Genomic DNA, 21,986 nt, shown 5'->3' with positions numbered 1-21,986 from the left:
TCCGGTTCCCCCCGGCGGACCCGGCCACCCGAGGAGAACCGCATGGCGTCCTACTCCGGCCGCGGTGTGCACGGACAGGTCGTGCACACCCTGGGCGCCCGCATCGTCGGCGGTGAGATCGCCGAGGGCCAGACCCTGGACATCGGCGCCCTGGGCGCCGAACTCGACGTGAGCCTGACCGTCATGCGCGAGGCGCTCAAGGTCCTGGCGGGCAAAGGGCTGACCGACGCGCGGCAGAAGCGCGGCACCTACGTCAGGGAACGGACGCACTGGAACCTGCTCGACGCGGATGTGATCGGCTGGCGCATGGAGACGGGCGACGGCACCCAACTGCTGCGCGACCTCGCCGATGTGCGCGCCATCGTCGAACCGGCGGCGGCACACCGGGCCGCCCTGCACCGCACCGACGCCGATCTGGCCGCGCTGGAGAGCGCACTGGAGGCCATGGGGAAGGCGCGGCAGGACTCCGCCGCCGCCGAGGCGGACACGGCGTTCCACCGGGCGCTGCTCGCCGCCACCGGCAACGAACTGCTGCGGCGGATGGACATGCTGCTGGAGCCGGGGCTGCGCGAACGCGACCGCATGGTCCATGCGCACGCCGACGCCGATGACCCCGTCCCCAGCCACCGCGCGGTGCTCGACGCCGTACGCGAGCGCGATCCCGCCCGCGCCGAGGCCGCCATGCTGGACCTGCTCGCCAAGGCCGCCCAGGACAGCGACCACCTCGCCCGCACCCGCACCCGGACACGCGCCCGTGCCCGTACCCGGACCGGGGGCTGAGCCACGCCCGGGCGCGCGGGGTCACTCCCGCAGACCGTAGAAGCCCATCGGCGAGTGCGGGACGAAGCCGATGCGCGGGTACACCGGCGCGCCGGCGGCCGTCGCGTGCAGCGTGGCCCGGGTCAGCCCGGTGGCCCGCGCCCCCTCGTACAGCGCCTTGCGGGTCACCGCTTCGCCGTACCCCCGGCGCTGCCACCGCGGATCCGTGGCCACCAGCAGGACGAACAGCCGGCCCGCCGCCTCGACGGTGGCCGCGCACGCCACCGGGACGTCCCCGCGCAGCGCCAGATACGCGTGCACCCCGCTCGTCCACAGCGCGGAGCCGGCCAGGCCGTCCCGGCCGTCCTCCAGCGGGAAGCCGTACCCACGGGAGTTGAGATCCGCGTAGGACTCCAACTGCGCGGCGGTGGTCACCCTGGCGAACGTCAGATCGGGGTGGGAGGGCTCGGGGATCGGCAGCAGATCCCCCGCCATCGCCGTCCCCGGGAAGGCGTACCGCAGACCGGCGCGCTCGGCCGCCGCGGCCAGCGTGCCGCGCGCCTCCCCGGCCAGCAGGTCCTCGAACAGCCACAGGAATCCGGGCCGCCGCTTGGCGCGCATGATGTCCGCGGCCTCCGCCAGCCGCCGGGCGAGCAGTTCGGCGCCGGCGTCCGCCTCGGTGAGGGTGACGCAGTTCCAGAACGCGAACCGGCTGTCGGCCCAGCGCACGGCCAGGCCGGGCAGGTCCCGCACATCGGCGTCCGGGTCCCGGTCCAGCGCCATGGCCCGCCAGACCACGGCGAGCTGTTCCATCGATTCGATCGCTTCCGGAGGAGCGGTCACCGTCACCCCACAGCGGTAGGTTCCGACATCCACGCGGCCGCAGCGGTGCGTGGCCCTGACCCGCCGATGGTGTCACGCGGGGCCGTTCCCCGCGGGGAGTTGACCGGCGCGGGTCCGCGCCCGCGCGCTCCCGCGTCCCGGCCGTGCCGTGAACGGTGTCGCCCACCGCCCCCCTCCGCCGTCGTCCCATCCGCCGAACCCGTCCCTTCGACGCACTCCGCACCGCGGCCCGGCACCTCAGCACCGCGCCGGGCCGGAAAGGAACCCCGCATGACCTCTGACCCCAGCGCGGCCTTCTTCGCCCGCCACCTGTCCACCGGCCCCGTCCTGGGCATCTTCCGCGGCCAGGACCCCCGCACCACCGTCGACCTGTGCCTGCGCGCCTGGGAGGCCGGCGTCGAACTGGTCGAGATACCCGTGCAGTCCGAGGACGCCCTGCCCTCCCTGGAAGCCGCCGTCAAGGCGGCCGGCGCGCACGGCAAGCACGTCGGAGCCGGCACCGTCACCACCGTGGAGCGGCTGCGTGCCGCCCGGGACCTGGGAGCCTCCTTCACCGTGGCACCGGGACTGCACCCGCCGGTGGTCGAGGCGTCCCAGGGGGCCGGGCTGCCCCATCTGCCGGGCGCCGCCACCGCCACCGACATCGCGGGCGCCCTGGCCGCGGGGTACACCTGGGTCAAGGCGTTCCCCGCGCAGCAGCTGGGGCCCGGCTGGATCACCGCCCACCTCGCGCCGTTCCCGGACGTCCGCTTCGTCGCCACCGGGGGAGTGGGACCCGGCAACGCCGCCGACTTCCTCGCCGCGGGCTGCGCCGCAGTCGCCATCGGCTCCGCGCTGTCCGACCCCGGCGCCCTGAGGCGGCTGCGCGAGGCACTGGACGCCCGCACCTGAACCCGGCCACGACCCCCGCACCCGGCCCCCACGACCCGGACCGCGAAGACGGCTGCCGGGAGGCCGCCGTGGACCAGGGCCTCCTGGCACGGCCGGACGGCGACCCGTACCTCCCTTCGGGCGGCATCCCGGGACACGGGCGCCGGCCCTGCCGCCGGTGCCCGTGTCCGCCCGGGCGGCCGCCTACCGTCTCGGGTATGACAGCGACGATCGACCTGAACGACGGCACGTCCATCCCGCAGCTCGGCTTCGGCACCTACCTGGTGCCGCCGCAGGACACGGCGGCCACGGTCGGATCGGCTCTGGAGGCGGGCTACCGGCACATCGACACCGCCCAGATGTACGGCAACGAGGCGGAAGTCGGCCGAGCCGTCGCCGACAGCGGTCTGCCGCGCCAGGAGCTGTACCTCACCAGCAAGCTCGACAACGGCAACCACCGCCCGGACGACGTACGGCGCACCTTCGAGGAATCCCTCACCCGGCTCGGTCTGGACCGGCTCGACCTGTTCCTGATCCACTGGCCGCTGCCCACCCGGTACGACGGCGACTACGTCTCCACCTGGAAGGCCGTCACCGACCTCATCGGCGAGGGCACGCTGCGGTCGGCCGGTGTCTCCAACTTCGAGCCGGACCACCTGGAGCGGATCATCGGCGAGACCGGGATCGTCCCCGCCGTCAACCAGATCGAGGTCCACCCGTACTTCCCCAACGAGCGGGCCCGCGAGGCGTCCCTGCGGCACGGCATCGCCGTCGAGGCGTGGGGGCCGCTCGGCCAGGGCGCCGTCCTGGGCGACGAGGTCGTCGCCGCCATCGCGGAGCGCACCGGCCGTACCCCCGCCCAGGTGATCCTGCGCTGGCACATCGAGCGCGGTGACATCGTCTTCCCGAAGTCCATGAACCGCGCGCGCATGGAGGAGAACGCCCGCATCTTCGACTTCGAGCTCTCCCCGGAGGACGTCCGGGCCATCGACGGTCTGGACCGCGGCCCGGCGGGACGCGGCGGCCCGGACCCCAACACCTTCGACTACGTGGGCTGACCGGGCGGGCAACGCCCCCCCGCAGGTCACGGGACACGCGGGCGGATGCTGATGAGCCGTCAGCACTCGCCCGCCATCCGTACGATCACCACATGATTCCGGGTACGGCCGGTTCCCGGCACCTCCGGCCATGGCACTACCTCGCCGCCGCGTACACCTTCGCCGTCGGCATGGCCGGTACCACCCTGCCGACCCCCCTGTACGGCCTCTACCAGCGCGAGATCGGCTTCTCCTCCTTTCTCGTGACGGTCATCTTCGCGACCTACGCGGTCGGCGTCATCGCCGTGCTCGTGCTCGCCGGAGACCTCTCCGACCAGCGCGGACGACGCCCGGTCCTGCTCATCGCACTGCTCCTGTCCATGGCCTGCGCCGGCTGCTTCCTCGCCGAGGACGGACTGCCCTGGCTGCTGGCCGGCCGCCTCCTGTCCGGCTTCTCCGCCGGCCTGCTGACGGGCACCGCCACCGTCACCGTCATGGAACTGGCCCCGCCCGGCGGACGCGAACGCGCCGCGTTCGCCGCCACCGCCGCCAACATGGGCGGCCTCGGGTGCGGGCCCCTGCTGGCCGGGGTACTCGCCGAGTACGCCCCGGCGCCCCTGCGGCTGCCCTACCTCGCCCATCTGGGACTTCTCGTGGCGGCCTGCGCCCTCACCGCGGCGCTGCCCGAGACCGCCCGCCCGGACCGCCCGCCGCCCCCGCTGCGGATCCGCCCGCCCGGGGTGCCGCACCAGGTCCGCACGGCGTTCGTCCCGGCGGCCCTGGCCGGATTCGCGGGCTTCGCCATGTTCGGCCTGTTCACCTCGGTCGCGCCCACCTTCATGGCCACCCACCTCGGGGTGCACAACCTGGCCGTCTCCGGCGCCGTGGTCTTCGCCGCGTTCGCCTCCTCCACCGCCGGCCAGCTGACGGCGGGCCGGCTGCCCGGCACCCGGGCGCTGCCCGCCGGCTGCTTCCTCCTGGTGGCCGGCATGCTGCTGATCGGCGCCTCGCTGCTCACGGGTGAACTGGCGCTGCTCCTGGCCGGCGCGATCGTGGGCGGCACGGGACAGGGGCTCGCCTTCCGCGCCGGGGTGACCGCGGTGACCACGCGCGCCCCCCGGGACCGCCGGGGCGAGACCACCTCCGCGTTCTTCGTGGTCGCCTACCTCGGCATCTCCCTGCCCGTCCTGGGCGTGGGCGCCCTCACCCTCGTCATCGGACTGCGCGACGCCGGACTCGTCTTCACCGGCTGCGTGACGCTGCTGGCCGCGGCCATCGGCCTCCACCTGCTGAGATCGGCGGCCGCCGGCCCGGGATCGCCGGGCCGCCCCTGACCGGCGGCGCGTTCAGCGGTGCGGGGAACGGCGGACACTCAGGACGGCGACATCGTCCTGCTGCTCGGCCCTGCCCGCGAAGGACCGGGCGTCGTCGTACAGCGCCTTCGGCAACTCGCTGGGGGAACGGCCGGCGAGGTTCCGCAGCCGCTCGTCGACCGGGTAGAACGTCCCGTCGCCGGCACGGGTCTCGGTGAGCCCGTCGGTGGTCAGCAGCAGGGTCGAACCGGTGGGGAAGTCGAACCAGCCCACGGTCGCCGGCTCGGCCGCCAGCGCGGCCAGGCCCAGTGGGACACCGGAATCGAGGGCCGGGGCGGTCACGGCACCGTCGTGCACCAGCCGGGGCGGGATGTGACCGCAGTTGACGAACTGTGTCTCGGTGCCGGCGTCCACGCTGACGACGAGCGCGGTGACGAAGCGTTCGTCGTCGCCCAACTGCTCGGCGTACGAGTTGTGGCGCACGACCGAGGCGTCCAGGGCGTCCACGAGCGCCGTGAGCGTCGGCTCGCGGTGGGCGGCCTCGCGGAAGGCACCGATGACGGCGAACGCGGCGCCCACGGCGGCCAGCCCCTTGCCCTGCACGTCGCCGATCAGGATGCGGGTGCCCCACGGCGAGGCGACGACGTCGTAGATGTCCCCGCCCACCAGCCGCTCCTCCTGAACGGGCTCGTAGACGCCGCTGACCAGTACGTGGTCGGTGAGCAGGGGCAGCGGGCGCAGGATGTGCCGCTGCATCGCGGCGGCGGTGGAGCGCAGCCGCAGCATCTCGTGCTCGCGCTTGATGCGCCGGTGGCAGGCGTAGACGGAGAGCGCCCCCAGGGCGAGGGTGAGCAGCACCAGCAGCACCCGGTCCAGCCAGTGGCCGCTCTCCCGGTCGCGCACCAGCAGGGTGAGCATGACGACGACGGTGGTCCAGGCGGCCACGAACCGTGTCTGGGCCACGGTGCACAGCGCCGACGCCGTGCCCGGCAGGAAGATCAGCAGCCCCAGCAGCCAGACCGTGGACCCGGACAGCACCCCGAGGACCTCGACCAGCACCGTCACCAGCAGCACGCCGGCGACCAGCTCCCTGGTGGGCGGCGGATCGATGGCCTGGAGGGCGTCGGGAGACGTCCTCCGGCGGATGCGGGTCATGGAGGCTCCCGGGCGGACGGCGGTCTCTCTGTACCGTACGAGGGAGACCCGCTCATCCGCCCTTCGGGTGGTCACTCCGGGGGAACGGCGGCCGGACCGGGCACGCCCCCGCAGCGGGCCCCGTCCACGCGGAACGGGCCTCCGCTCCGGGGGCGGCTGTGCCGGACCCCGGAGCGGAAGCTCCCGCTCGCTCGCCGTGGCCACCGGTGGGCGGACGCGGGGCGTCAGTCCTCCTCCGGTGGCCGGACGGCGGCGTCCTGATGGATGTGCAGTTCGCCCTTCATCACGGTGTAGGCGGTGCCGTGGTCGCGGACCGTGGTCGTCTGGGCCGGCCCCGCCCCGGCCTCCGGCCCGGCCGCCCGCCGGACCTCGACCGTGTTGTCGTGCCCGGCCACGACGGGACCCGAGGCGTCACCGCCGATGCTGATCGAGAAGTGGTCGCCCGTGGAGTCGGCCATGCTGATTCCTCCTTCGGTGGGGCCGAGGGGCCCCTCGGATGTCAGGACCTCAGGAAAGACGGGTCCAGTTCTGCGGGCCGCAGGTGTAGCACTCCCAGCTGCCGTCCGATCGCTCGGTGACCTGGACGGCGGCGCTGGAACGGTCGGAGGCGACCTCGATCGTCACGTCCGCCTCGCCGACCGTGGTTCCGCAGGCGGTCTCGTCCCACACCGGCATCGTGGCCCGGTAACTGCCGGAACCTCCGGTGATCTCCATGGTGGCGCTCTCCCCACAGGTCGCCTGTACGTCGACCGCGTACGCGCCGTCGCCCGTCCCGGTGATCCGGAAGACGTTCCCCGCCTCGTCACGCCAGACCCCTGCCAGTTCGTCCCGGGGACCCGAGGCCGACTCCGTGGCGCTCCCGTCGTCCGAGGCCGCCACCTGATAGATGCCCACGCCGAGGGCGACAGCGACGACCACACCGATGATGGTCGGCAGCAGGCTCGACCACAGCGCGCCCGGCAGCACAGCGCCGGCGCCGGCCCCCACCCCGGCACCGCCGGCCGCGGCCCCGGAGGAGTGGGCGGCGAAAGCCGTCGCGGGGTCCCCCGGCTCGTTCGGAACGGCTCCCGTTCCCGCCCCCGTACCGGCTCCGTGGGCAGCGCCGGCGTCTCCCACGGGCGAGGTGCCCGGGTCCCCCCAGGGCTGCCCGCCGCCGTCCCCCGCCGGTACCGGGCCGGCATCACCGCCGGACGGGCTGTGCCCCGCGGGCTCGGAGGCCGCTCCCGGACCGGATCCGGGAGCCGTACCCGTCCCGGGACCAGCCGCCCCCGCGTCCGTCCCGGCCGTCGCGCCCGGATCGCCCCCCGCCGCCGCCCCCGGGCCCGGATCATTGCCGGGCGGCATCTCCCCGCCGCCTCCCGGCGCTGCCGCCTCCGGCGTCGGCACGGACGGCGCGGGGGTGTACTGCTGGGCGTTGAGCGCGGCGTCGACCCCCTCGGTGTCACCCAGTTGCCGCCACAGCACCACGGCCTCGGCCAGCAGCACCGCTGCCACCACCCGCCGGCCGGTCATCAGGCACCGGATCGCCTTCTCATGGGTGAAGTAGGCCCTGGCCGTCGCGTCCCCGGCCTGCCGCGCGGCGCTCTCGCCCCGGTCGAGCAGCCGCCCCCACACACCGAACCGCAGCGACTGGGCCAGGGAGGGCGACACGGCGCGGGCGAGGCGCACGGCGAGGTCGGGGCGGCCCTGCTCCTCCGCCAGCTCGGCCACCAGCTCCAGCGCGCGCCCGTGGTCGGCGACCTGGGACGCGGTGGTGGTCGGCAGCGACGCCCAGCGGGTGAAGTGGTCGCACAGCCGGTCGGCCGGAAACAGCGCGGGGAAGGTGGCCGGAGCCCAGCGCCGTATCTCCGGCACCACGTCGGCGACCCCCCGGAACCCGCGCTCGGTGGCCTCCGCGAGGCCGAGCCGGGCCAACCGGGCGCAGACTGCGGCCGGTTCGGCCACCCCGCACAGCGCCCCCACGTGCACCGGGTCGAGCTCCGCGTCCCCCAGCGTCGCCAGCAGGCGCAGCGCCCCGACCGCGGCCGGGTCGAGCCCTTCGAACAGCAGCGGCAGCAGGCCCTCGATCTCGGCCGCACGCGGCAGCCTGAGCTCGCCCGCCGCCCCCGCGCGGGCCAGCCCGGCCGCCCGTAACAGCAGCAGGGGCCGCCCGAGGGACAGCCCGCACAACTCGTCGGCCGCCGCGCGTTCGTGCTGGGGCAGCGGAAGCGCCAACTCCTCGCTCAGCAACTGGAGTCCGGCCGCGCGGGACAGCCCCCGAAGCTCCAGCCGGCCGCTCTCGCCGAGCAGGGTGCGTTCCCCGGAAGCGAGGACGAACGTCGCGTCGGGCGCGGCGTCCGTGAGCTGCCGCAGCTGTTCCGGGGTCAGCTCCGCGTCGTCGATGTACACCGCGACCCGGACCCCGGCCATCAGCCGCCGCAGCTCGGGCCCCGTCGGGGCGTAACCGGGAGCCTCGTAGCAGGCCTCGAAGATCTCCTGCGCGAGGTCCTCGCTCTCGCGGTGCGCCCCGTTCAGGAACAGCACCCCGTCCGGGCCGGCGCCCAGGCGGCGGGCGGCGTGCCGCAGCAGGGTGCTCTTGCCGACCCCGGGAGGCCCCCACAACTGCACCAGCCCGTGACGGCGCAGCGTCGCTCCCAGCTCCTCCAGGTCCGCCTCGCGGCCCACCGGGTCCCGCTGCCGCCGGGGCAGGAGCGCCACCGACTCCCTGCGCACCGGCTTGGGCCGTTCCTGCGGCTGGAGCAGGTTCACCGTCGAACCGTGGGCGTCGATCACCACGTTGTGGTGGCCCGCGATCACCGTCCCCGACGCGTTCCCGCGGATGTCGACGCGGTGGTCGCCGCGTGCCGGGGCGTCTTCCCCCCGATGTTCGGGGCCGAGCGGTTGCCGCCCGCGCCCGTCCTTGTCTGCCATGGCCCATCCCATTCCCGTTGAGGGAACGCGCGACCGACCCCGATGAAACCTCACGATGGTCGCGGACCGTCCCCGCCTTCCTGTGGCGCGGCGGCCGGTTGGGCACATGTCCACCAACCGGCCGCCCCCCTCGCCCTTGTCACGCTAGCGAGCACGGTGGGGGGCAATACCGTCGTACGACTGATTCCGCCCGGCTGCTCCACGGCCGCGGGCGAAGTTCCCCCGGCGCCGGGCGGGTTATCACGGCTGTGGGTCGAAGGCGATGCTGCTCAGCCGGGCCAGGTCCTCCACCCGCACACTGCGGTAGCCGGTGGAGATCACGCCCGCCTCACGAAGCCGGCGCAGCACCTTCTGCACGGTGGGCTCCGCGGCCCCCGACAGGGTCGCCAGCTCCGGCTGGGTGATCGGCCAGCGGATCAGCGCACCGGCGCCGGAGCGCTCGCCGTGGGTCAGCACGATCTGGTGCAGCACCCGGGCCAGCCGGGTGGCGGCGTCGCAGCCGGTGAAGTCCACGCGATGGGTGTTGGCGACGCGCAGTTTCGCGACCACGGACGCGTTGACGGCGTGGGCGATCCCGGGGTTGCGGCCCGTGCAGCCGAGGAACTCCTCCCGGCTGACGACCCTGGCGATCACCGCTCCGCAGGTCGTGACCGTGGCCGAGCGGGGGCCGCCGTCCGCCGCGGCGAGTTCGCCCACCAGGTCCCCGCCCATCCGCACGGCCAGCAGGGCGTCCCGGCCGTCCGGCGCGAGCCCGGTCGCCTTGACCACGCCGTGCAGCAGGATGAGGACGAACGTGGTCCGTTCCCCCTCCCGCATCAGCACCCGGTCGGCCTCGTAGCGCCGGCCCGCGCCCAGCGCCAGGAGCCGTTGCCGCTCGGAGTGCGGGAGCGATCCGAGCAGACTCGACGGGGGCCAGGTCCACGCCCGCGCGGGCGTGCGTCCGGCCGCGTCCGGGCCAGGTGTGGTGCCGTCCATGCGCCGCCGCCTCCCGCCCGGGGTCCCCGTCGCCGAGTGTGGGGGCGCCCCGTCACCCGTGCTGTCCGGGCGAGTGGGGCGGATCGGCTCCGCGACGTCGGGCCGAACCAGTATTGCGAGGGGATGCGTTCCGTTCAATCGGGGCACAGTGGAAGCACGCACCCGGGCGGACGCGTCACGACGCGGCCGGCCGCCGGTGCGACCGGGGGATCGCGGGACGAGGAGGGCGTATGGAGAACGTGCCGGAATACCGGGCCTTGCTCGCGGTGGACATCGCGCGGTCGGCGGGGCGCGGAGACGTGGCGCTCCGGCGGATCCGTGCCGCGCTGTGGGCGGCGCTGCGCGAGGCGTTCACACGCAGTGGAATCGACCGCGAGGCGTGCCTGTACCAGGATCTCGGCGACGGCGTACGGGTCGCGATGCCGGCCGGGACGCCCAAGGCGAGCCTGATCCACCCGCTGGCGCACGAACTGTCGGTCCGTCTCGCGGCGCACAACCGCCTGGCCGGGCCGCCCGTGCAGGTGCGGGTACGGATGGCGCTGCACGCGGGGGACGTGCACATCGGCCCGGACGGTACCGTGACCGGCCGTCCGCTGGAGGTCCTGGCCCGGCTGCTGGACGCGGCACCGGCCCGGGACGCCCTGGCGGTGCGTCCGCAGGCGACGGCGGCGCTCATCATCTCCCAGCACTTCCACGAGGAGGTGGTGTGCCAGGGCCGGCCCGGCATCGACCCGGACAGCTTCCGGCAGGTCGGCGTCCGGGAGAAGGAGTTCACCGCGTCCGCCTGGCTGCACGTGCCCGGCGCCGTCACCCCGCGCGCCGCTCCCGGCGAGGAGGAGGCCGGGCCCGCCGCCCAAGACCGTACGGCCCGCCCCGAGAGCCGCGGGGCCCCGAAGATGATCAGCGAGGCATCGGGACACGGCGTCATCTACGCGGTCCAGAACGGCACCATGCACATCACCGACAGGACGTGAGGGAGCCCACGTGACTGACGAACTGACGCTGCTCGCCGAGGCGGGTGCCACGGCCGTGGTGGCGACGATGGCCACCGACCTGTGGCGGAGCACCAAGGGCACCGTCCTCGGGCTCTTCCGCCAGGGCGCGCCGGGCCGGGGCGAGATGCTCGCGGCCCGGCTCGAGGAGAACGCGGCACTGGTCCGGGCGGCGGCGGACTCCGAGGAGGTGCGGCGGGTGCTGTGCGGAGTGTGGGCCCGGGAACTCGCCGAACTGCTGCGCCGGGAGCCGGCCTGCCGCACACCGCTGGCCCGGCTGACGGCCGACATCGACCGGGCCCTCGCCACCGGCCGGCAAACGTTCACCCTGGAGCAGAACAACACCGCCCGCGAATCCGGCACGGTCTTCGCCGTGCAGCACGGGGACCTCCACACCACGCACGCGCCGGATCGGCCCGGGCGTGCCGACGGCGGAGCCCGGGCCACCTGAGGGGCCGCTCCCGTCCGTGGTCCGCCGCGGTCCGCGCGCCGCGAGCACAGCGCCGGCCGTCCCCGTGGCGGGGACGGCCGGCGGCGGGATGGGTGTCCGTCAGCCCTGCGAGGTGGCGGACGAGCGGGCCGGGACCGTGAGCGTGGTGCCGTCGGAGAACGTCACCGTCTGCTCGGTGCCGGCGTAGTTGTGCGCGGTGTAGGTGCGCGTGCCGTCCTTCTCGAACACCGCGGCGGTCGGGCTGTCGGCCGTCACGTCGAGGTTGGGCGCACCGACCGTGGCGAGGGTGTTGATCCAGTGGTACGTGTGGGCGCGGGTCGCCCCGGCCTCCGGCTCGTACGCGTCACCGTCCGCGTCGTAGGACGCCTTGGCGGTCGCCGGGTCGGCGAGTGCCTGGAACTGCCACAGCAGGTCGCGCCACTCCTCGAACGGTCCGCCGTTCTGCTCGACGAGGTGGTCCAGGTTGCGGGCCACGGCCTCCGGGTTGGCGGCCAGGTGCAGCGAACCGCCGGTCACGGGCAGCACGTTGATGCCGTGGATCTCCTCGGGGTTGGCGGTCCACCAGGTGGAGTAGGCGGCGCCGGAGCCCCAGACCATGCCGACGATCGGGTGCGCGTAGTCCTCGGGGTAGACCTCCTGGTCGGCGTCGAACCAGTACTGCCGGATCGACTCGGCCTCGGTGGCCAGCAGGTAGACGCCCAGGTCCCGCAGTTCCTCGTCGCCGGTGGCCGAGCCCCACATGATGAGGCCGACGCTGAGGTTGACGGACTCCGAGGAGGACTCCTGGTTGTTGCCGGCGGCGAAGCCCTGGTGACCGGCGGCCCAGCTGTGGCCCGCGTACGGGTCGAAGCCCCGCAGGAACGGGTAACGGTCGTCGTCACGCGCCGGGTTGGCGGTGTCGCGGATCAGCTCGCCGACCATGCCGCCCCAGGCCGACTGCTCGGCCCACGCGGGGTCGAACTGCGCGACGACGGCGGCCGCCATCACGAAGTAGCTGTAGTGGAAGTGGTGGTCGTTCAGCTCGGCGTCGCTGCCGTAGGACGCCGGGTAGCCGGTGAGGGTCGACCAGTCGGAGTCGTAGGAGAACTCCGCCGGTCCGCCGACCGTGAACCACTCCTCCAGCCGGTCCTTGATCAGCGCCAGCAGCCGGTCGCGGGACGCATCGTCGCCGGCCTGGTCGGCGATGGTGGTGAGCTGGGCGAGCTTGCCCAGCTGCTTGCCGGTCCAGTAGGTGTCGGTGGCGCCCTCGAAGGGGTCCTGCGAGCCGAGCACGTCGGCGATGTAGCCGCTCAGCCGGGCCTCGTCGACGCCGTCGCTCTCGGGCAGCACGGGCAGCACACCGGGCACGGACTGCGTGGTGGTGAAGGAGTTGCCCTCGCGGACCTTCATCGCGCCGCGCGGTGAGACGTACTCGTACGGCAGCAGCGCGTCGTCGGTGTGCAGCCACTGGTGGCGGTAGAGCGCCTGGATGGTGCCGGTCTCCGAGCCCTCGCGCGCCTCGGTCTCCAGGGTGTAGGTGGCGTTGATCTCGCCCGCCTCGGTGTCGTAGTCCCACGACACCTCGGAGCCGGTGACGAAGCTGAAGGCGTACTGAGCGTAGGTGTCCAGCGCCTCCCGCTCGGGGAGCAGCGCGACGGAGTAGTAGTCCTGGTCGCCGAGTGCCGCCGTCACGGAGGTGCCGGAGATGTTCCAGTCGCTGCCGGTGGGGGCGAACAGCGCGTAGTGGTTGCCGGCGACGGTCACACCGAGGATGTTGCCGTCGTCGGAGAAGACCTCCGGCGTGCCGTTGGTGATGATCTCGGCGTCCCCGCCGGCGGCCTCCGCGTACACGTACGGCAGGCCGTGGCCGATGGTGGCGCGCAGTTCGCGGTCACCGTCACCCCAGTAGGGGTTCACGGTCCAGTCGGACCAGCCGTCCGCCTTGACGTCGGGCGAGTCGAGGCCGGCGACGCTCAGGGTGAGGTCGGCGGTGTGGACGTACTCGTACTGCCGCCCGTCGCCGACGATGGCGTGGTCGGTGGGGTGGCCCACCTGGAGGCCCTCGGCGACGGCCTGGTAGGTGAGGGGGTGACCGTACATCGGCTGGGAGTACGGGTTGTCCGGGTAGCGTTTGAAGACGAGCGAGGACCACCACTTGTTGGTGGGCACCGGCTCTCCGGCGACCGTGTCGGTGACCTGCGGCAGGACCGGGGTGCCCATGTTGTCGGTGGGGCCCTGGGCGCCGGCCGGGCGGGTGTCGGAGTAGCTGCCGCTGCCGACCGGGACCTCCGCGGCCCCGGCGGAGGGGATCACCACGACGCCGACCACGGCCGCCGCCGTCGCCGCCGCGGCGGTTGTCAGTGCGATCCGGCGTCGTCGCCGGGGCACGCGATGCTGGCTCATCTGCTACCTCAAGGTGTGGGGGGAAGGCGGGCACCACCGGAAAGCGATCCGGCGTTCGCGAAGGTAGGAGGGGTGGGGACGCTCTGTCAACGGAGCCTGCGGAACGTAAAAGTCCGGTCCTGAAAGTGATTCAGGTACGGACCGCAGGTGAGAGGCGGGACAACCGCTTGCTGGGCGGCATCCGGCCCCGGCGCGGCGATGCCGAAGATCAGCGTCGGCTCATCCCCGCTTAAGCGGCGGTTAAGACGCCGCGCCCCCGGCGCGGGGAGGTCGCCGGGGGCCGGTACGTCGCGAGGACCTGCCTCAGCCCTCGGGCCGCTCGATGGCCGCCGGCCGCAGCTGGGCCGCCCGGATCCGGGAGACGTCCAGCTTGTCGCTCCGGTCGAAGCGGTAGACGCCGTTCTGCTCCTGGAACACGTCGGTCAGCTGGGTGTAGCAGTAGCCGAACATGCCCGGATCGGCCAGCAGCGCGCCCGTCAATCCGGCGAACCGGGCGTGGAACTCCTCCTCGTCGCGCGGGCGGTCGCCGTAGCCCCAGGACTCCTCACGGTCATCACCCCGGGCCAGGGCCGCGGTCTCCGGATGCCACCAGATGCCGCCGAACTCGCTGATGAAATAGGGCTGGCCGCGGTACGGCAGCGACCACGGCCGCCCGTCGGGCGCGGTGTTGACATACGGATCGTCCCGGTCGAGTCCGGCGACCTGCGTGCCGAAGGCGGCGGGGTCCTGCTCGTAGGTGTGCGCGTCGTAGATGTCGGTCTCCGCGACCCGGTGGGCGTACCCGGAGGCGTCCAGGACCGGCCGCGTCGTGTCCAGGGCCTTGGTGGCCAGGAACATCGCCCGCGTCACCGCGTCCAGTTGCGTGGTGCGGTCGTGCAGCCGCTGGTACGTCTCGTTCAGCGGGCACCAGCCGATGATCGAGGGGTGGGAGTAGTCGCGTTCCACCGCCTCCAGCCACTGCCCGGTGTACGACGCGTCGGGCTGCTGGTTGTCACCCGAACTGCCGCCCACCTCGCAGCCCCAGTCCCCGAACTCGCCCCACACCAGGTACCCGAGCCGGTCGGCGTGGTGCAGGAACCGCTCCTCGAACACCTTCTGGTGCAGCCGGGCGCCGTTGAAGCCGGCCGCCTGGGCGAGTTCGATGTCCCGCACCAGCGCGGCGTCGGTGGGAGCGGTCATCAGCCCGTCCGGGTACCAGCCCTGGTCCAGCACCAGTCGCTGGAAGACCGGTTCCCCGTTGAGGAGGACCGCCTTGTCCCGGATCGCCACCGAGCGCAGCCCCGCGTAGCTGCCGACCGAGTCGACCACCTGGCCGTCGCCGTCCAGCAGTTCCAGCCGCAGGTCGTACAGGTGGGGGTCCTGCGGGCTCCACACCCGGTGGCGGTCGAGCGGTACGGGCAGATACAGCCGGGGCGCCAGATCCAGATCGGCGCGGGCCTCGGCGGTGACGACCTCGCCCTCCGCGTCGCTCAGCCGGGCCCGTACGTGGTGTCCCGGCGCGTTGCCGGACAGCGGCAGTTCCAGATGGAAGGCGGAGCCGGCCAGATCCGGGGTGATCCGGGGACGGTGCAGCCGGACGTGCGGCACCGGCTCGGCCCACACGGTCTGCCAGATGCCCGTGACCCGGGTGTAGTTGCAGTCGTGGTTGGCGTAGCGCAGGGCCTGCTTGCCCCGGGCCTGAGGGCCGGACTTGGGGTCGCGGGCGCGCACCGTGACGGTGATCTCCTCACCCGGCCCGGCCACCTCGTGCAGGTCGGCGGTGAAGGGGGTGAACCCGCCCCGGTGCCGGGCCACCTCGGTGCCGTTCACCCACACGGTGGCGTCGTAGTCCACGGCGCCGAAGTGCAGCAGGACCCGCCGGCCGGTCCACTCGGCGGGCAGGGTGAGGGTGCGCCGGTACCAGACGGCCTCCAGGAAGTCCGTCTCCCCGATGCCGGAGAGCACGGACTCCGGCGGGAACGGCACGGTGATCTCCCGGTCCAGGCCGCCGGTCAGCAGGCCGCGTTCCAGGCCGCTGTCCCCGGGGTCGAAGGCGAACTGCCAGGTGCCGTTGAGGTTCAGCCAGTCCTCGCGGACGAACTGCGGTCGCGGGTACTCGGGACGGGGTGCGGCGGTGCGGGTGGGCACGACAACTCCTGTACGGGAACGGGGCGGGGCGGTGGCACGGGGCGCTCAGGTGCCGCCGAGTCCGGTGGTGGCCACGGACTTCACGATGCGGCGCTGGAAGAACAGGAAGACGATGATCAGGGGAGCGGCGGCCAGCAGCGCGGACGCCATCGACTGCGCGTACTGGATGCCGTAGGACTCGCGCACCGTCGCCAGACCCACCGGAAGGGTCATCAGGGACGAGTCGTTGATGATGATGAACGGCCACAGGAAGTTGTTCCAGGCGCCGATGAACACGAACACCGAGACGGCCGCCACGATGGGGCGCGACAGCGGCAGCACCACCGAGCGGAAGACCCGCAGTTCGGAGGCGCCGTCGATCCGGGCGGCCTCCTCCAGCTCCCGGGGCACGGCGTCGAAGAACCGTTTGAGGATGAAGACCATCATCGGCGCCACCACCTGCGGCAGGATCACCGCCCAGTAGGTGTCGACGAGGTTGAACGTGAGCATCTGCTGGAAGAGCGGAACGATGAGCAGTTGCGGCGGCACCATGATGGACGCGACGGTGACGGCCAGCAGCACCCGCCGGCCGCGGAAGGTGCCCCGGGAGAACGCGTAGGCGGCCAGCGTGGAGATCACCACGGTGATGACGGTGACCAGCGTGGCGATCAGCAGGCTGTTGACGGCCCACACCGGTATGTTGCCGCGTTCGATGATCTGGCGGTAGGACTCCAGGGTCAGCGCGCCCTTGAGGGGGTTGAGCCCGGAGGAGGCGACGTCCCGCTCGCTCTGCAGGGAGGTCACCAGCGCCAGCGCGAAGGGCGTCAGCCACAGCAGCGCGAACACCGCGAGCGCCGTGCCGGCCAGCGCCCTGGGCAGCCGGCCGTGGCCCAGGAACAGCGGGGAGCCGGCGGATTCGGCCGCCGCCCGGCGGCGCGTCGGGCGCGGCCGGGTGCCAAGGGTGGTGGTGGCGGGCACGGTCAGCCCTCCTGACGCGGGAAGAACCGCAGCTGGGCGATGGAGATGACGATGATCAGGGCGAAGAAGAGATAGGAGATGGCGGAGGCGTAACCCAGCCGGTAGCCGGTGAACCCGACGTCGTAGATGTACTCCAGGATGGGGCGGGTGCTGTCGTTGGGCCCGCCCTTGGTGAGGATGTAGATCTGGTCGAACACCTTGAGCGAGGCGAGCACCTGGAGCATGCCGACCAGCACCGTGGTGCGCCGCAGTTGGGGCAGGGTGATGGACCACAGCCGCCGCCAGGCGCCGGCGCCGTCCAGGGCCGCCGCCTCGAAGAGCGTGTCGGGCAGCGACTGGAGCGCCGCGAGATAGAGCAGGAAGTTGAAGCCGACGGTCCACCAGACGGTGAGCAGCGCGATCGCCCACATGGCGACCGCCTCGTCGGAGAGCCAGCCCACCGGGCCGAAGCCCAGGGTTTGCAGCAGCTGGTTGGCCAGGCCCAGATCGGGCTGGTACACCCACTGCCAGATCAGCGTCACCACGGCGACCGGCAGCAGGTAGGGGGCGAAGAACGCCAGCCGCCACAGCCACTGGCCCGCCAGACCGGTGTGCACCAGCAGGGCCATCGCCAGCGCGATGAGCACCAGGGGCACGGTGGTGATCAGCGTGAAGAACAGGGTGTTGCCCAGGGCGTTCCACACCGCCGCGTCGCCGAAGGCCTCCGCGTAGTTGTCGAAGCCGACGAACGAGGTCCCGGCGAGGGTGAGCGACTCGTCGGTGAAGCTCATCGTGACGCCGTGGACGATGGGCCACAGCATGAACAGCCCGAAGCAGGGCGAAGGGCAGGACGAACCACCCTCCGCTCGGGCGCCTTCGCGGTCCGGAACGGCCCGCGGCCGGTGACGGCTCCGGAACGCCGCCGCCACCGCCGTCGCGCGCGGCGACGGTCTTGGGGGAAGCCTTGATGCTCATCGGGCGCGCTCCCTCTCTCTGCGTGGGCCGGGTCACCGGACGGGGTTCGGCTGGTCGAGGAGGTCCGCGCACTCGCGGACCATCCGCCCCACCGCAGCCTCGGCGGACGCGTTGCCCAGCAGCGCGGGCTGAAGGGCCTGCGACATCCGGTCCTGAAAGAGCGACCCGGAGCCGGCGAACCAGGCGGGCGGGTCCAGCACGGCCAGGTCGCCCGCCTCGGTGTAGAAGGACTGCGGATCCAGGTCCGCGTACCCGGGTTCCGCCAGGACCGGCTGATAGGCGGGTATGTGGCCGGCACTGGCCCAGGTGAGGCTCTGCCGGAGCATGGCGGCCACATAGCGGTGCGCCTCACGCCGCCGCGCCGGGTCGGGGCTCTCCTGCCGGGGGAGTACGTAGCTGTGCGAGTCGGTGGCGACGGCGGGTTCGCCGAAGACGTTGACGAACGGCGCGGCGCCCAGCCGGATGCCGGTGCTGCGCAGGGTGGGCAGCTCCCACTCGCCGACGGCGATCATGGCGCCCCGGCCCTCGATGAAGGAGGCCAGGGCACCGAAGTAGTCCAGATGGTTGGGGTTGGTGCGGCCGTCGAAGAGCTCCTGGAGGAAGGAGACGACGCGCACCGCCGCGTCGGTGTCGATGGCAGGGCCCGACTCGGGCAGGCCGAAGGTGGCGCCGGTCTGCGCGTACAGGGCGTTGAAGATCCGCCAGTTCTGGGCGGGGTCGGTCACATGGCCGAACAGCAGCCCGGCCCCGCCCTGCGCCTCGGCGAGTGCCGCGCTGGTCTCCAGCATCGCGCCGGGCGAACCGGGCTGGATCAGCCGGCCCGCACCGTCCAGCACGCCCGCCCGTTCGGCCACGTCCAGGTCGTAGAAGACGATGAACGGGTGGGTGTCCAGGGGGACGGCGTACAGCGTGCCCTCCCACTGGGCCCGTTCCCACAGGGCCGGCGGGAAGTCCTCACGGGTGACGCCGAACTCGGCCAGCAGCTCCATGTCGAAGGGATCGAGCAGCCCGCCGGGCGCGTACCCCGGCATCCGCGACAGGTGGAGCACCGCGACGTCGGGCGCCCGGCCGCCCGCGGCGGCCATGGCCAGTTTGGTGTAGTACGACGGTCCCCACTCCAGGATGGTGCGGTCCAGGGTGAAGCCCTCGGGCCCGCCGCTGACGGTGTCCATCATCTCGTCCATCAGCAGGCCGTCGCCGCCGGAGAACAGGTCCCAGATCTTCAGCCCCAGGCCGTCGCCGCCGGGGGCCGGGGCGCCGCAGCCGGCGAGCAGACCGGGGGCGAGCGCCGCTCCGGAGGCGGTCAGGGAGAGCCGCAAAAACCGCCGCCGGTCCACCGTGAACCGGTCGCGGCGCCTGGGATGTGCACCGGTCATCTCACACCTCTCGGACCCGACGCTGGGTTGTTCCGGAGTTTTTACATCGATGTACAACGGCTGTAAAGAGAAGTGACAGGATGGCTTTGCGTCGCCGGGACGCCCACGGATGGTGATAACCGGTGGTCGGGCCCGCCGTGCGGCCCGTACGATCGGTGACCGGCTCAGGAGGTACGGGTGGCGCGACCCAGGATCAAGGACGTGGCGCGACGCGCGGGCGTCTCGGAGAAGACCGTCTCCAACGTGATCAACGACTACGCGCATGTCTCGGAACGGACCCGCACCGCCGTGCGGGAGGCCATCGACGAGCTGGGCTACCGCGTGAACCTCGCCGGCCGGCATCTGCGCCGGGGCAGAACGGGCATCATCGCGCTGGTCGTCCCCGAACTCGACATCCCCTACTTCGCGGACCTCGCCACGCTGATCATCACCGAGGCCGAACGGAACGCGATGACGGTCCTGGTGCACCAGACCCGCGAGGACCGGCGCCGGGAACTGGCGGCCCTGGAGGGGTTCGGATCGGACTTCGCCGACGGCCTGATCCTCAGCCCGCTGACCCTCACGGGTGCGGACCTGCGCGACCGCCCCGGCGCCCCGCCGACCGTACTGCTCGGCGAGCGGGTACGGCCCGGGCAGGCCGACCATGTCGCCATCGACAACGAACGGGCCGCCCGCGAGGCGACCGTTCACCTGCTGGAACTCGGCCGTCGCCGCATCTGGGTGATCGGCGGCCGGGAGGGCACGGAACCGGGCACCGCCGAGGTGCGCAGCGCCGGCCACCGGGCCGCGCTGGAGGCCGCGGGCCTGCCCTGGGACCCGGCGGTCCTGCTGCGGGTCGAGAACTTCCGGGCCCTGGACGGCGCGCGGGCGGTACGCCGCCTGCTGGACACCGGGGAGACGCCGGACGGGCTGCTGTGCCTCAACGACCAACTGGCGCTCGGCGCCATGCGGGAACTCCACGACCGGGGGCTGCGGGTGCCCGAGGACGTGGCGGTGGTGGGTTTCGACGACGTGGAGGGCGGCCGGTTCAGCGTGCCGTCCCTGACGACCGTGGCACCCGACAAACACGCCGTGGCGCGGGTCGCCCTGGAACTGCTCATGGTCCGGATCTCCGAACGGGACACCGGGGGCGCCGTCACACCGCCACGGGAACGGGTGGTGGCACACCGCCTGCTGGTGCGCGAGAGCAGCATGGGCACCGGATCCCGCGCCTGACCCGGCCGTCTTGCCGGCCCGCCGGGCACCCGCACGGCGACCGGGCCGGTCAGGCGCGAGACCGCGGGCTGGAGGGGCCACACCAACCGCCCGGCATCCGCGCGGCCGTCGGCCACGCCCGCAACGCCGTGGGACGCGGGGCACCGCCCGACCTCGCCGCCCCGCACCACACCGGCCCGGACACCCCCCCCGCGAAGCCGTGGGCGAGACGGTCGCACCGTGGCCACACCCGCCCTCCTCACCCGGTGCGCTCCCTCCCCGCGCCGGGCCGGGTCACACGGCGCGCTCCGGTGCCGGGCCCGTCGAATCGCGCACCACCAACTGGTTCAGCGCCCCGGCCTGCGGCGGGGCGGCCGGCTCCTGACCGTTCAGCAGCGCCAGCAGCCGCCGCACGGCATCGCCTCCCTGCCGCTCCCGGTCGACCCTGACCGTCGACAGCGCGGGGACGAGGCAGCGGCCGATCTCGTCGTCGTCCCACCCGAAGACGCTGACCTGCCCCGGCACGTCGATGCCCAGCTCGCGCAGCCCCTGGACCATCCCGAAGGCGGTCCGGTCGTTCGCCGCGAACACCGCCGTCACCCCGGACCCCGGCAGCCACCCGGCCGCCCGCCGGCCCGCCTCCGCCCCCCAGTCGCCCGGGGCCACGCCGTAGGACTCCAGGCCCAGTTCGGCGACGGTGGCCTCGTACACCGCACGCCGGTTGCGCGCCGACGCCCACGCCTGGGGCCCGGCGACGTGGAGGAAGCGACGGTGCCCGAGCGCGGCCAGGTGGCGGACGATGCCGGCGGCCGGCGTGGCGTCCGCGAGCACTCCCTGGGCGCGCATGTTGTCGTCGTACTCCCCGTCGACCACCACCGGCACCGCGACCTCCGTCGGCGCGCGGTCCCCCGTCCACGCGTGCAGGGGGGTGAAGGCCACGATCCCCGCGACGTACTCGGGCCGCAGGAGCGTGTGGATGCGCTCCGCCCGGGCGGCGGCGTCCCCCTCCAGGGCGACCAGGTCGAGCAGGTACCCCGCCTCGTGCGCGGCACGGGCGGCCCCGGTGAGCAGCCGGGTCGGCATCATGCCGGTCGCGTCGGGCAGGATCACGGCGATCCGGTCCGACCTGCGGGTACGCATGATCCGCGCCATCCGGTTGGGCCGGTAGTCCAGCAGCGCCACCGCCCGGGCGACCTTGCGGCCCGATTCCGCCCCGACCCCGGTCGTTCCGCGCAGATAGCGCGACACCGTCATGTGGGAGACCCCGGCCAGTCGCGCGACGTCATAGATCGTCGCCGGCCGTCTCCCGCGCTCCTCGGCACCCACGTTCAGCTCCCCGGGCATCCCGCCCCCACTTCTCCCGAACCGCTTCCGGACGCCGCCACGGAACCCCGGTACCAGGGTGGGGTCCCGCCGCGTCGCCCCGAGTCTGCCCCCCGCGTGGGGCGGGTGGGAACACGGTGTGTCCCTCCGGAAGCGGCGCGGCCCTTTCGCGAAAGAGATGCCCCCACAGTCTTGTGTTACCGATATCCGCGCTCCTAACATCTCGCGGCAAGCGCTTACACGCCGGCCGGATCGCGCGGCCCCTCCGCAGGCGACCCCTGGGAGGGCGCACGCTCCGTGCGGCCAACGGCGACCTGTCAGGCCGTGAGAAACGGGACAGCACACCGGCGGTGGACACCGCCGCGAAG

Annotated in this window: 17 protein-coding genes and 1 pseudogene; 7 read left to right on the top strand and 11 right to left on the bottom strand. The window is 73.4% G+C overall.

Annotation, left to right across the window (positions count from 1 at the left end):
• Window positions 1-42: 42 nt before the first annotated feature.
• The gene (locus H7827_RS00510; protein ID WP_432741668.1) at window positions 43-780 is read left to right on the top strand and encodes a FadR/GntR family transcriptional regulator; all 738 of its coding nucleotides are present in this window, start codon (window positions 43-45) and stop codon (window positions 778-780) included.
• Window positions 781-801: 21 nt separating this feature from the next.
• On the opposite strand, the gene H7827_RS00505 is transcribed toward H7827_RS00510, so the two are convergent.
• Complete coding sequence (locus H7827_RS00505; protein ID WP_432747912.1) at window positions 802-1,572, bottom strand: GNAT family N-acetyltransferase; 771 nt, start codon at window positions 1,570-1,572, stop codon at window positions 802-804.
• Between the two features lie 300 nt (window positions 1,573-1,872).
• Here H7827_RS00505 and H7827_RS00500 point away from each other — a divergent pair, with 300 nt between their 5' ends.
• The 3 genes from H7827_RS00500 to H7827_RS00490 all read left to right on the top strand — a co-directional run bounded on the left by H7827_RS00500 (window position 1,873) and on the right by H7827_RS00490 (window position 4,843).
• A complete protein-coding gene (locus H7827_RS00500; RefSeq protein WP_432741666.1) occupies window positions 1,873-2,493 on the top strand; it encodes a bifunctional 4-hydroxy-2-oxoglutarate aldolase/2-dehydro-3-deoxy-phosphogluconate aldolase in 621 nt (206 codons plus the stop codon).
• 197 nt (window positions 2,494-2,690) lie between these two features.
• Complete coding sequence (locus H7827_RS00495; RefSeq protein ID WP_386540919.1) at window positions 2,691-3,530, top strand: aldo/keto reductase; 840 nt, start codon at window positions 2,691-2,693, stop codon at window positions 3,528-3,530.
• A 92-nt stretch (window positions 3,531-3,622) separates the two neighbouring features.
• Entirely contained in the window at window positions 3,623-4,843 is a 1,221-nt protein-coding gene (locus H7827_RS00490) for an MFS transporter (RefSeq protein WP_432741664.1), read from the top strand.
• 12 nt (window positions 4,844-4,855) lie between these two features.
• Here H7827_RS00490 and H7827_RS00485 read toward each other — a convergent pair whose 3' ends face one another.
• From H7827_RS00485 to H7827_RS00470, 4 genes are all read right to left on the bottom strand, one after another.
• The gene (locus H7827_RS00485; protein ID WP_432741662.1) at window positions 4,856-5,977 is read right to left on the bottom strand and encodes a PP2C family protein-serine/threonine phosphatase; all 1,122 of its coding nucleotides are present in this window, start codon (window positions 5,975-5,977) and stop codon (window positions 4,856-4,858) included.
• Window positions 5,978-6,201: 224 nt separating this feature from the next.
• On the bottom strand, window positions 6,202-6,435 hold the full coding sequence (locus tag H7827_RS00480; RefSeq protein WP_432741660.1) for a hypothetical protein: 234 nt from the start codon (window positions 6,433-6,435) through the stop codon (window positions 6,202-6,204).
• Window positions 6,436-6,484: 49 nt separating this feature from the next.
• Entirely contained in the window at window positions 6,485-8,887 is a 2,403-nt protein-coding gene (locus H7827_RS00475) for an AAA family ATPase (RefSeq protein WP_432741658.1), read from the bottom strand.
• Window positions 8,888-9,127: 240 nt separating this feature from the next.
• Complete coding sequence (locus H7827_RS00470) at window positions 9,128-9,862, bottom strand: Crp/Fnr family transcriptional regulator (RefSeq protein ID WP_386542081.1); 735 nt, start codon at window positions 9,860-9,862, stop codon at window positions 9,128-9,130.
• A 230-nt stretch (window positions 9,863-10,092) separates the two neighbouring features.
• Here H7827_RS00470 and H7827_RS00465 point away from each other — a divergent pair, with 230 nt between their 5' ends.
• Window positions 10,093-10,836 (top strand): hypothetical protein, encoded by a 744-nt coding sequence (locus H7827_RS00465; RefSeq protein WP_432741656.1) that lies wholly within the window; start codon window positions 10,093-10,095, stop codon window positions 10,834-10,836.
• Window positions 10,837-10,846: 10 nt separating this feature from the next.
• Window positions 10,847-11,305, top strand: a complete 459-nt coding sequence (locus H7827_RS00460) for a hypothetical protein (protein WP_432741653.1) — start codon at window positions 10,847-10,849, stop codon at window positions 11,303-11,305.
• Between the two features lie 99 nt (window positions 11,306-11,404).
• On the opposite strand, the gene H7827_RS00455 is transcribed toward H7827_RS00460, so the two are convergent.
• The 5 genes and pseudogenes from H7827_RS00455 to H7827_RS00435 form a co-directional block, all read right to left on the bottom strand.
• Complete coding sequence (locus tag H7827_RS00455; RefSeq protein WP_432741651.1) at window positions 11,405-13,687, bottom strand: glycosyl hydrolase; 2,283 nt, start codon at window positions 13,685-13,687, stop codon at window positions 11,405-11,407.
• Window positions 13,688-13,990: 303 nt separating this feature from the next.
• Entirely contained in the window at window positions 13,991-15,814 is a 1,824-nt protein-coding gene (locus H7827_RS00450; protein WP_432741649.1) for a glycoside hydrolase family 2 protein, read from the bottom strand.
• A 45-nt stretch (window positions 15,815-15,859) separates the two neighbouring features.
• Complete coding sequence (locus H7827_RS00445) at window positions 15,860-16,771, bottom strand: carbohydrate ABC transporter permease (protein WP_432741646.1); 912 nt, start codon at window positions 16,769-16,771, stop codon at window positions 15,860-15,862.
• Window positions 16,772-16,773: 2 nt separating this feature from the next.
• Window positions 16,774-17,725 (bottom strand): annotated as a pseudogene (locus H7827_RS00440) (carbohydrate ABC transporter permease).
• A 32-nt stretch (window positions 17,726-17,757) separates the two neighbouring features.
• Complete coding sequence (locus H7827_RS00435) at window positions 17,758-19,101, bottom strand: extracellular solute-binding protein (RefSeq protein WP_432741644.1); 1,344 nt, start codon at window positions 19,099-19,101, stop codon at window positions 17,758-17,760.
• A gap of 177 nt (window positions 19,102-19,278) precedes the next feature.
• Between H7827_RS00435 and H7827_RS00430 the strand changes: the two genes are divergently transcribed.
• On the top strand, window positions 19,279-20,316 hold the full coding sequence (locus H7827_RS00430; protein ID WP_432741642.1) for a LacI family DNA-binding transcriptional regulator: 1,038 nt from the start codon (window positions 19,279-19,281) through the stop codon (window positions 20,314-20,316).
• Window positions 20,317-20,589: 273 nt separating this feature from the next.
• Here H7827_RS00430 and H7827_RS00425 read toward each other — a convergent pair whose 3' ends face one another.
• Window positions 20,590-21,639 carry a LacI family DNA-binding transcriptional regulator gene (locus H7827_RS00425; RefSeq protein WP_432741640.1) on the bottom strand — a complete coding sequence of 350 codons (1,050 nt, stop codon included), beginning with the start codon at window positions 21,637-21,639 and terminating at the stop codon, window positions 20,590-20,592.
• Window positions 21,640-21,986: the final 347 nt, after the last annotated feature.

This window comes from Streptomyces sp. JH002, from assembly GCF_050916115.1.
GTDB classification, from domain to species: domain Bacteria; phylum Actinomycetota; class Actinomycetes; order Streptomycetales; family Streptomycetaceae; genus Streptomyces; species Streptomyces xiamenensis.
The sequence above is the reverse complement of the archived record's forward strand: the minus strand, read 5'-3'. Positions and strand labels throughout refer to the sequence as shown.

Excerpts from the sequence above, each read along its gene's own strand:
- H7827_RS00470 (WP_386542081.1), bottom strand. The coding sequence starts at position 9,862 with ATGGACGGCACCACACCTGGCCCGGACGCGGCCGGACGCACGCCCGCG.
- H7827_RS00475 (WP_432741658.1), bottom strand. The coding sequence starts at position 8,887 with ATGGCAGACAAGGACGGGCGCGGGCGGCAACCGCTCGGCCCCGAACAT.
- H7827_RS00490 (WP_432741664.1), top strand. The coding sequence starts at position 3,623 with ATGATTCCGGGTACGGCCGGTTCCCGGCACCTCCGGCCATGGCACTAC.
- H7827_RS00500 (WP_432741666.1), top strand. The coding sequence starts at position 1,873 with ATGACCTCTGACCCCAGCGCGGCCTTCTTCGCCCGCCACCTGTCCACC.
- H7827_RS00425 (WP_432741640.1), bottom strand. The coding sequence starts at position 21,639 with ATGCCCGGGGAGCTGAACGTGGGTGCCGAGGAGCGCGGGAGACGGCCG.
- H7827_RS00510 (WP_432741668.1), top strand. The coding sequence starts at position 43 with ATGGCGTCCTACTCCGGCCGCGGTGTGCACGGACAGGTCGTGCACACC.
- H7827_RS00435 (WP_432741644.1), bottom strand. The coding sequence starts at position 19,101 with ATGACCGGTGCACATCCCAGGCGCCGCGACCGGTTCACGGTGGACCGG.
- H7827_RS00465 (WP_432741656.1), top strand. The coding sequence starts at position 10,093 with ATGGAGAACGTGCCGGAATACCGGGCCTTGCTCGCGGTGGACATCGCG.
- H7827_RS00505 (WP_432747912.1), bottom strand. The coding sequence starts at position 1,572 with ATGGAACAGCTCGCCGTGGTCTGGCGGGCCATGGCGCTGGACCGGGAC.
- H7827_RS00455 (WP_432741651.1), bottom strand. The coding sequence starts at position 13,687 with ATGAGCCAGCATCGCGTGCCCCGGCGACGACGCCGGATCGCACTGACA.
- H7827_RS00485 (WP_432741662.1), bottom strand. The coding sequence starts at position 5,977 with ATGACCCGCATCCGCCGGAGGACGTCTCCCGACGCCCTCCAGGCCATC.
- H7827_RS00480 (WP_432741660.1), bottom strand. The coding sequence starts at position 6,435 with ATGGCCGACTCCACGGGCGACCACTTCTCGATCAGCATCGGCGGTGAC.
- H7827_RS00495 (WP_386540919.1), top strand. The coding sequence starts at position 2,691 with ATGACAGCGACGATCGACCTGAACGACGGCACGTCCATCCCGCAGCTC.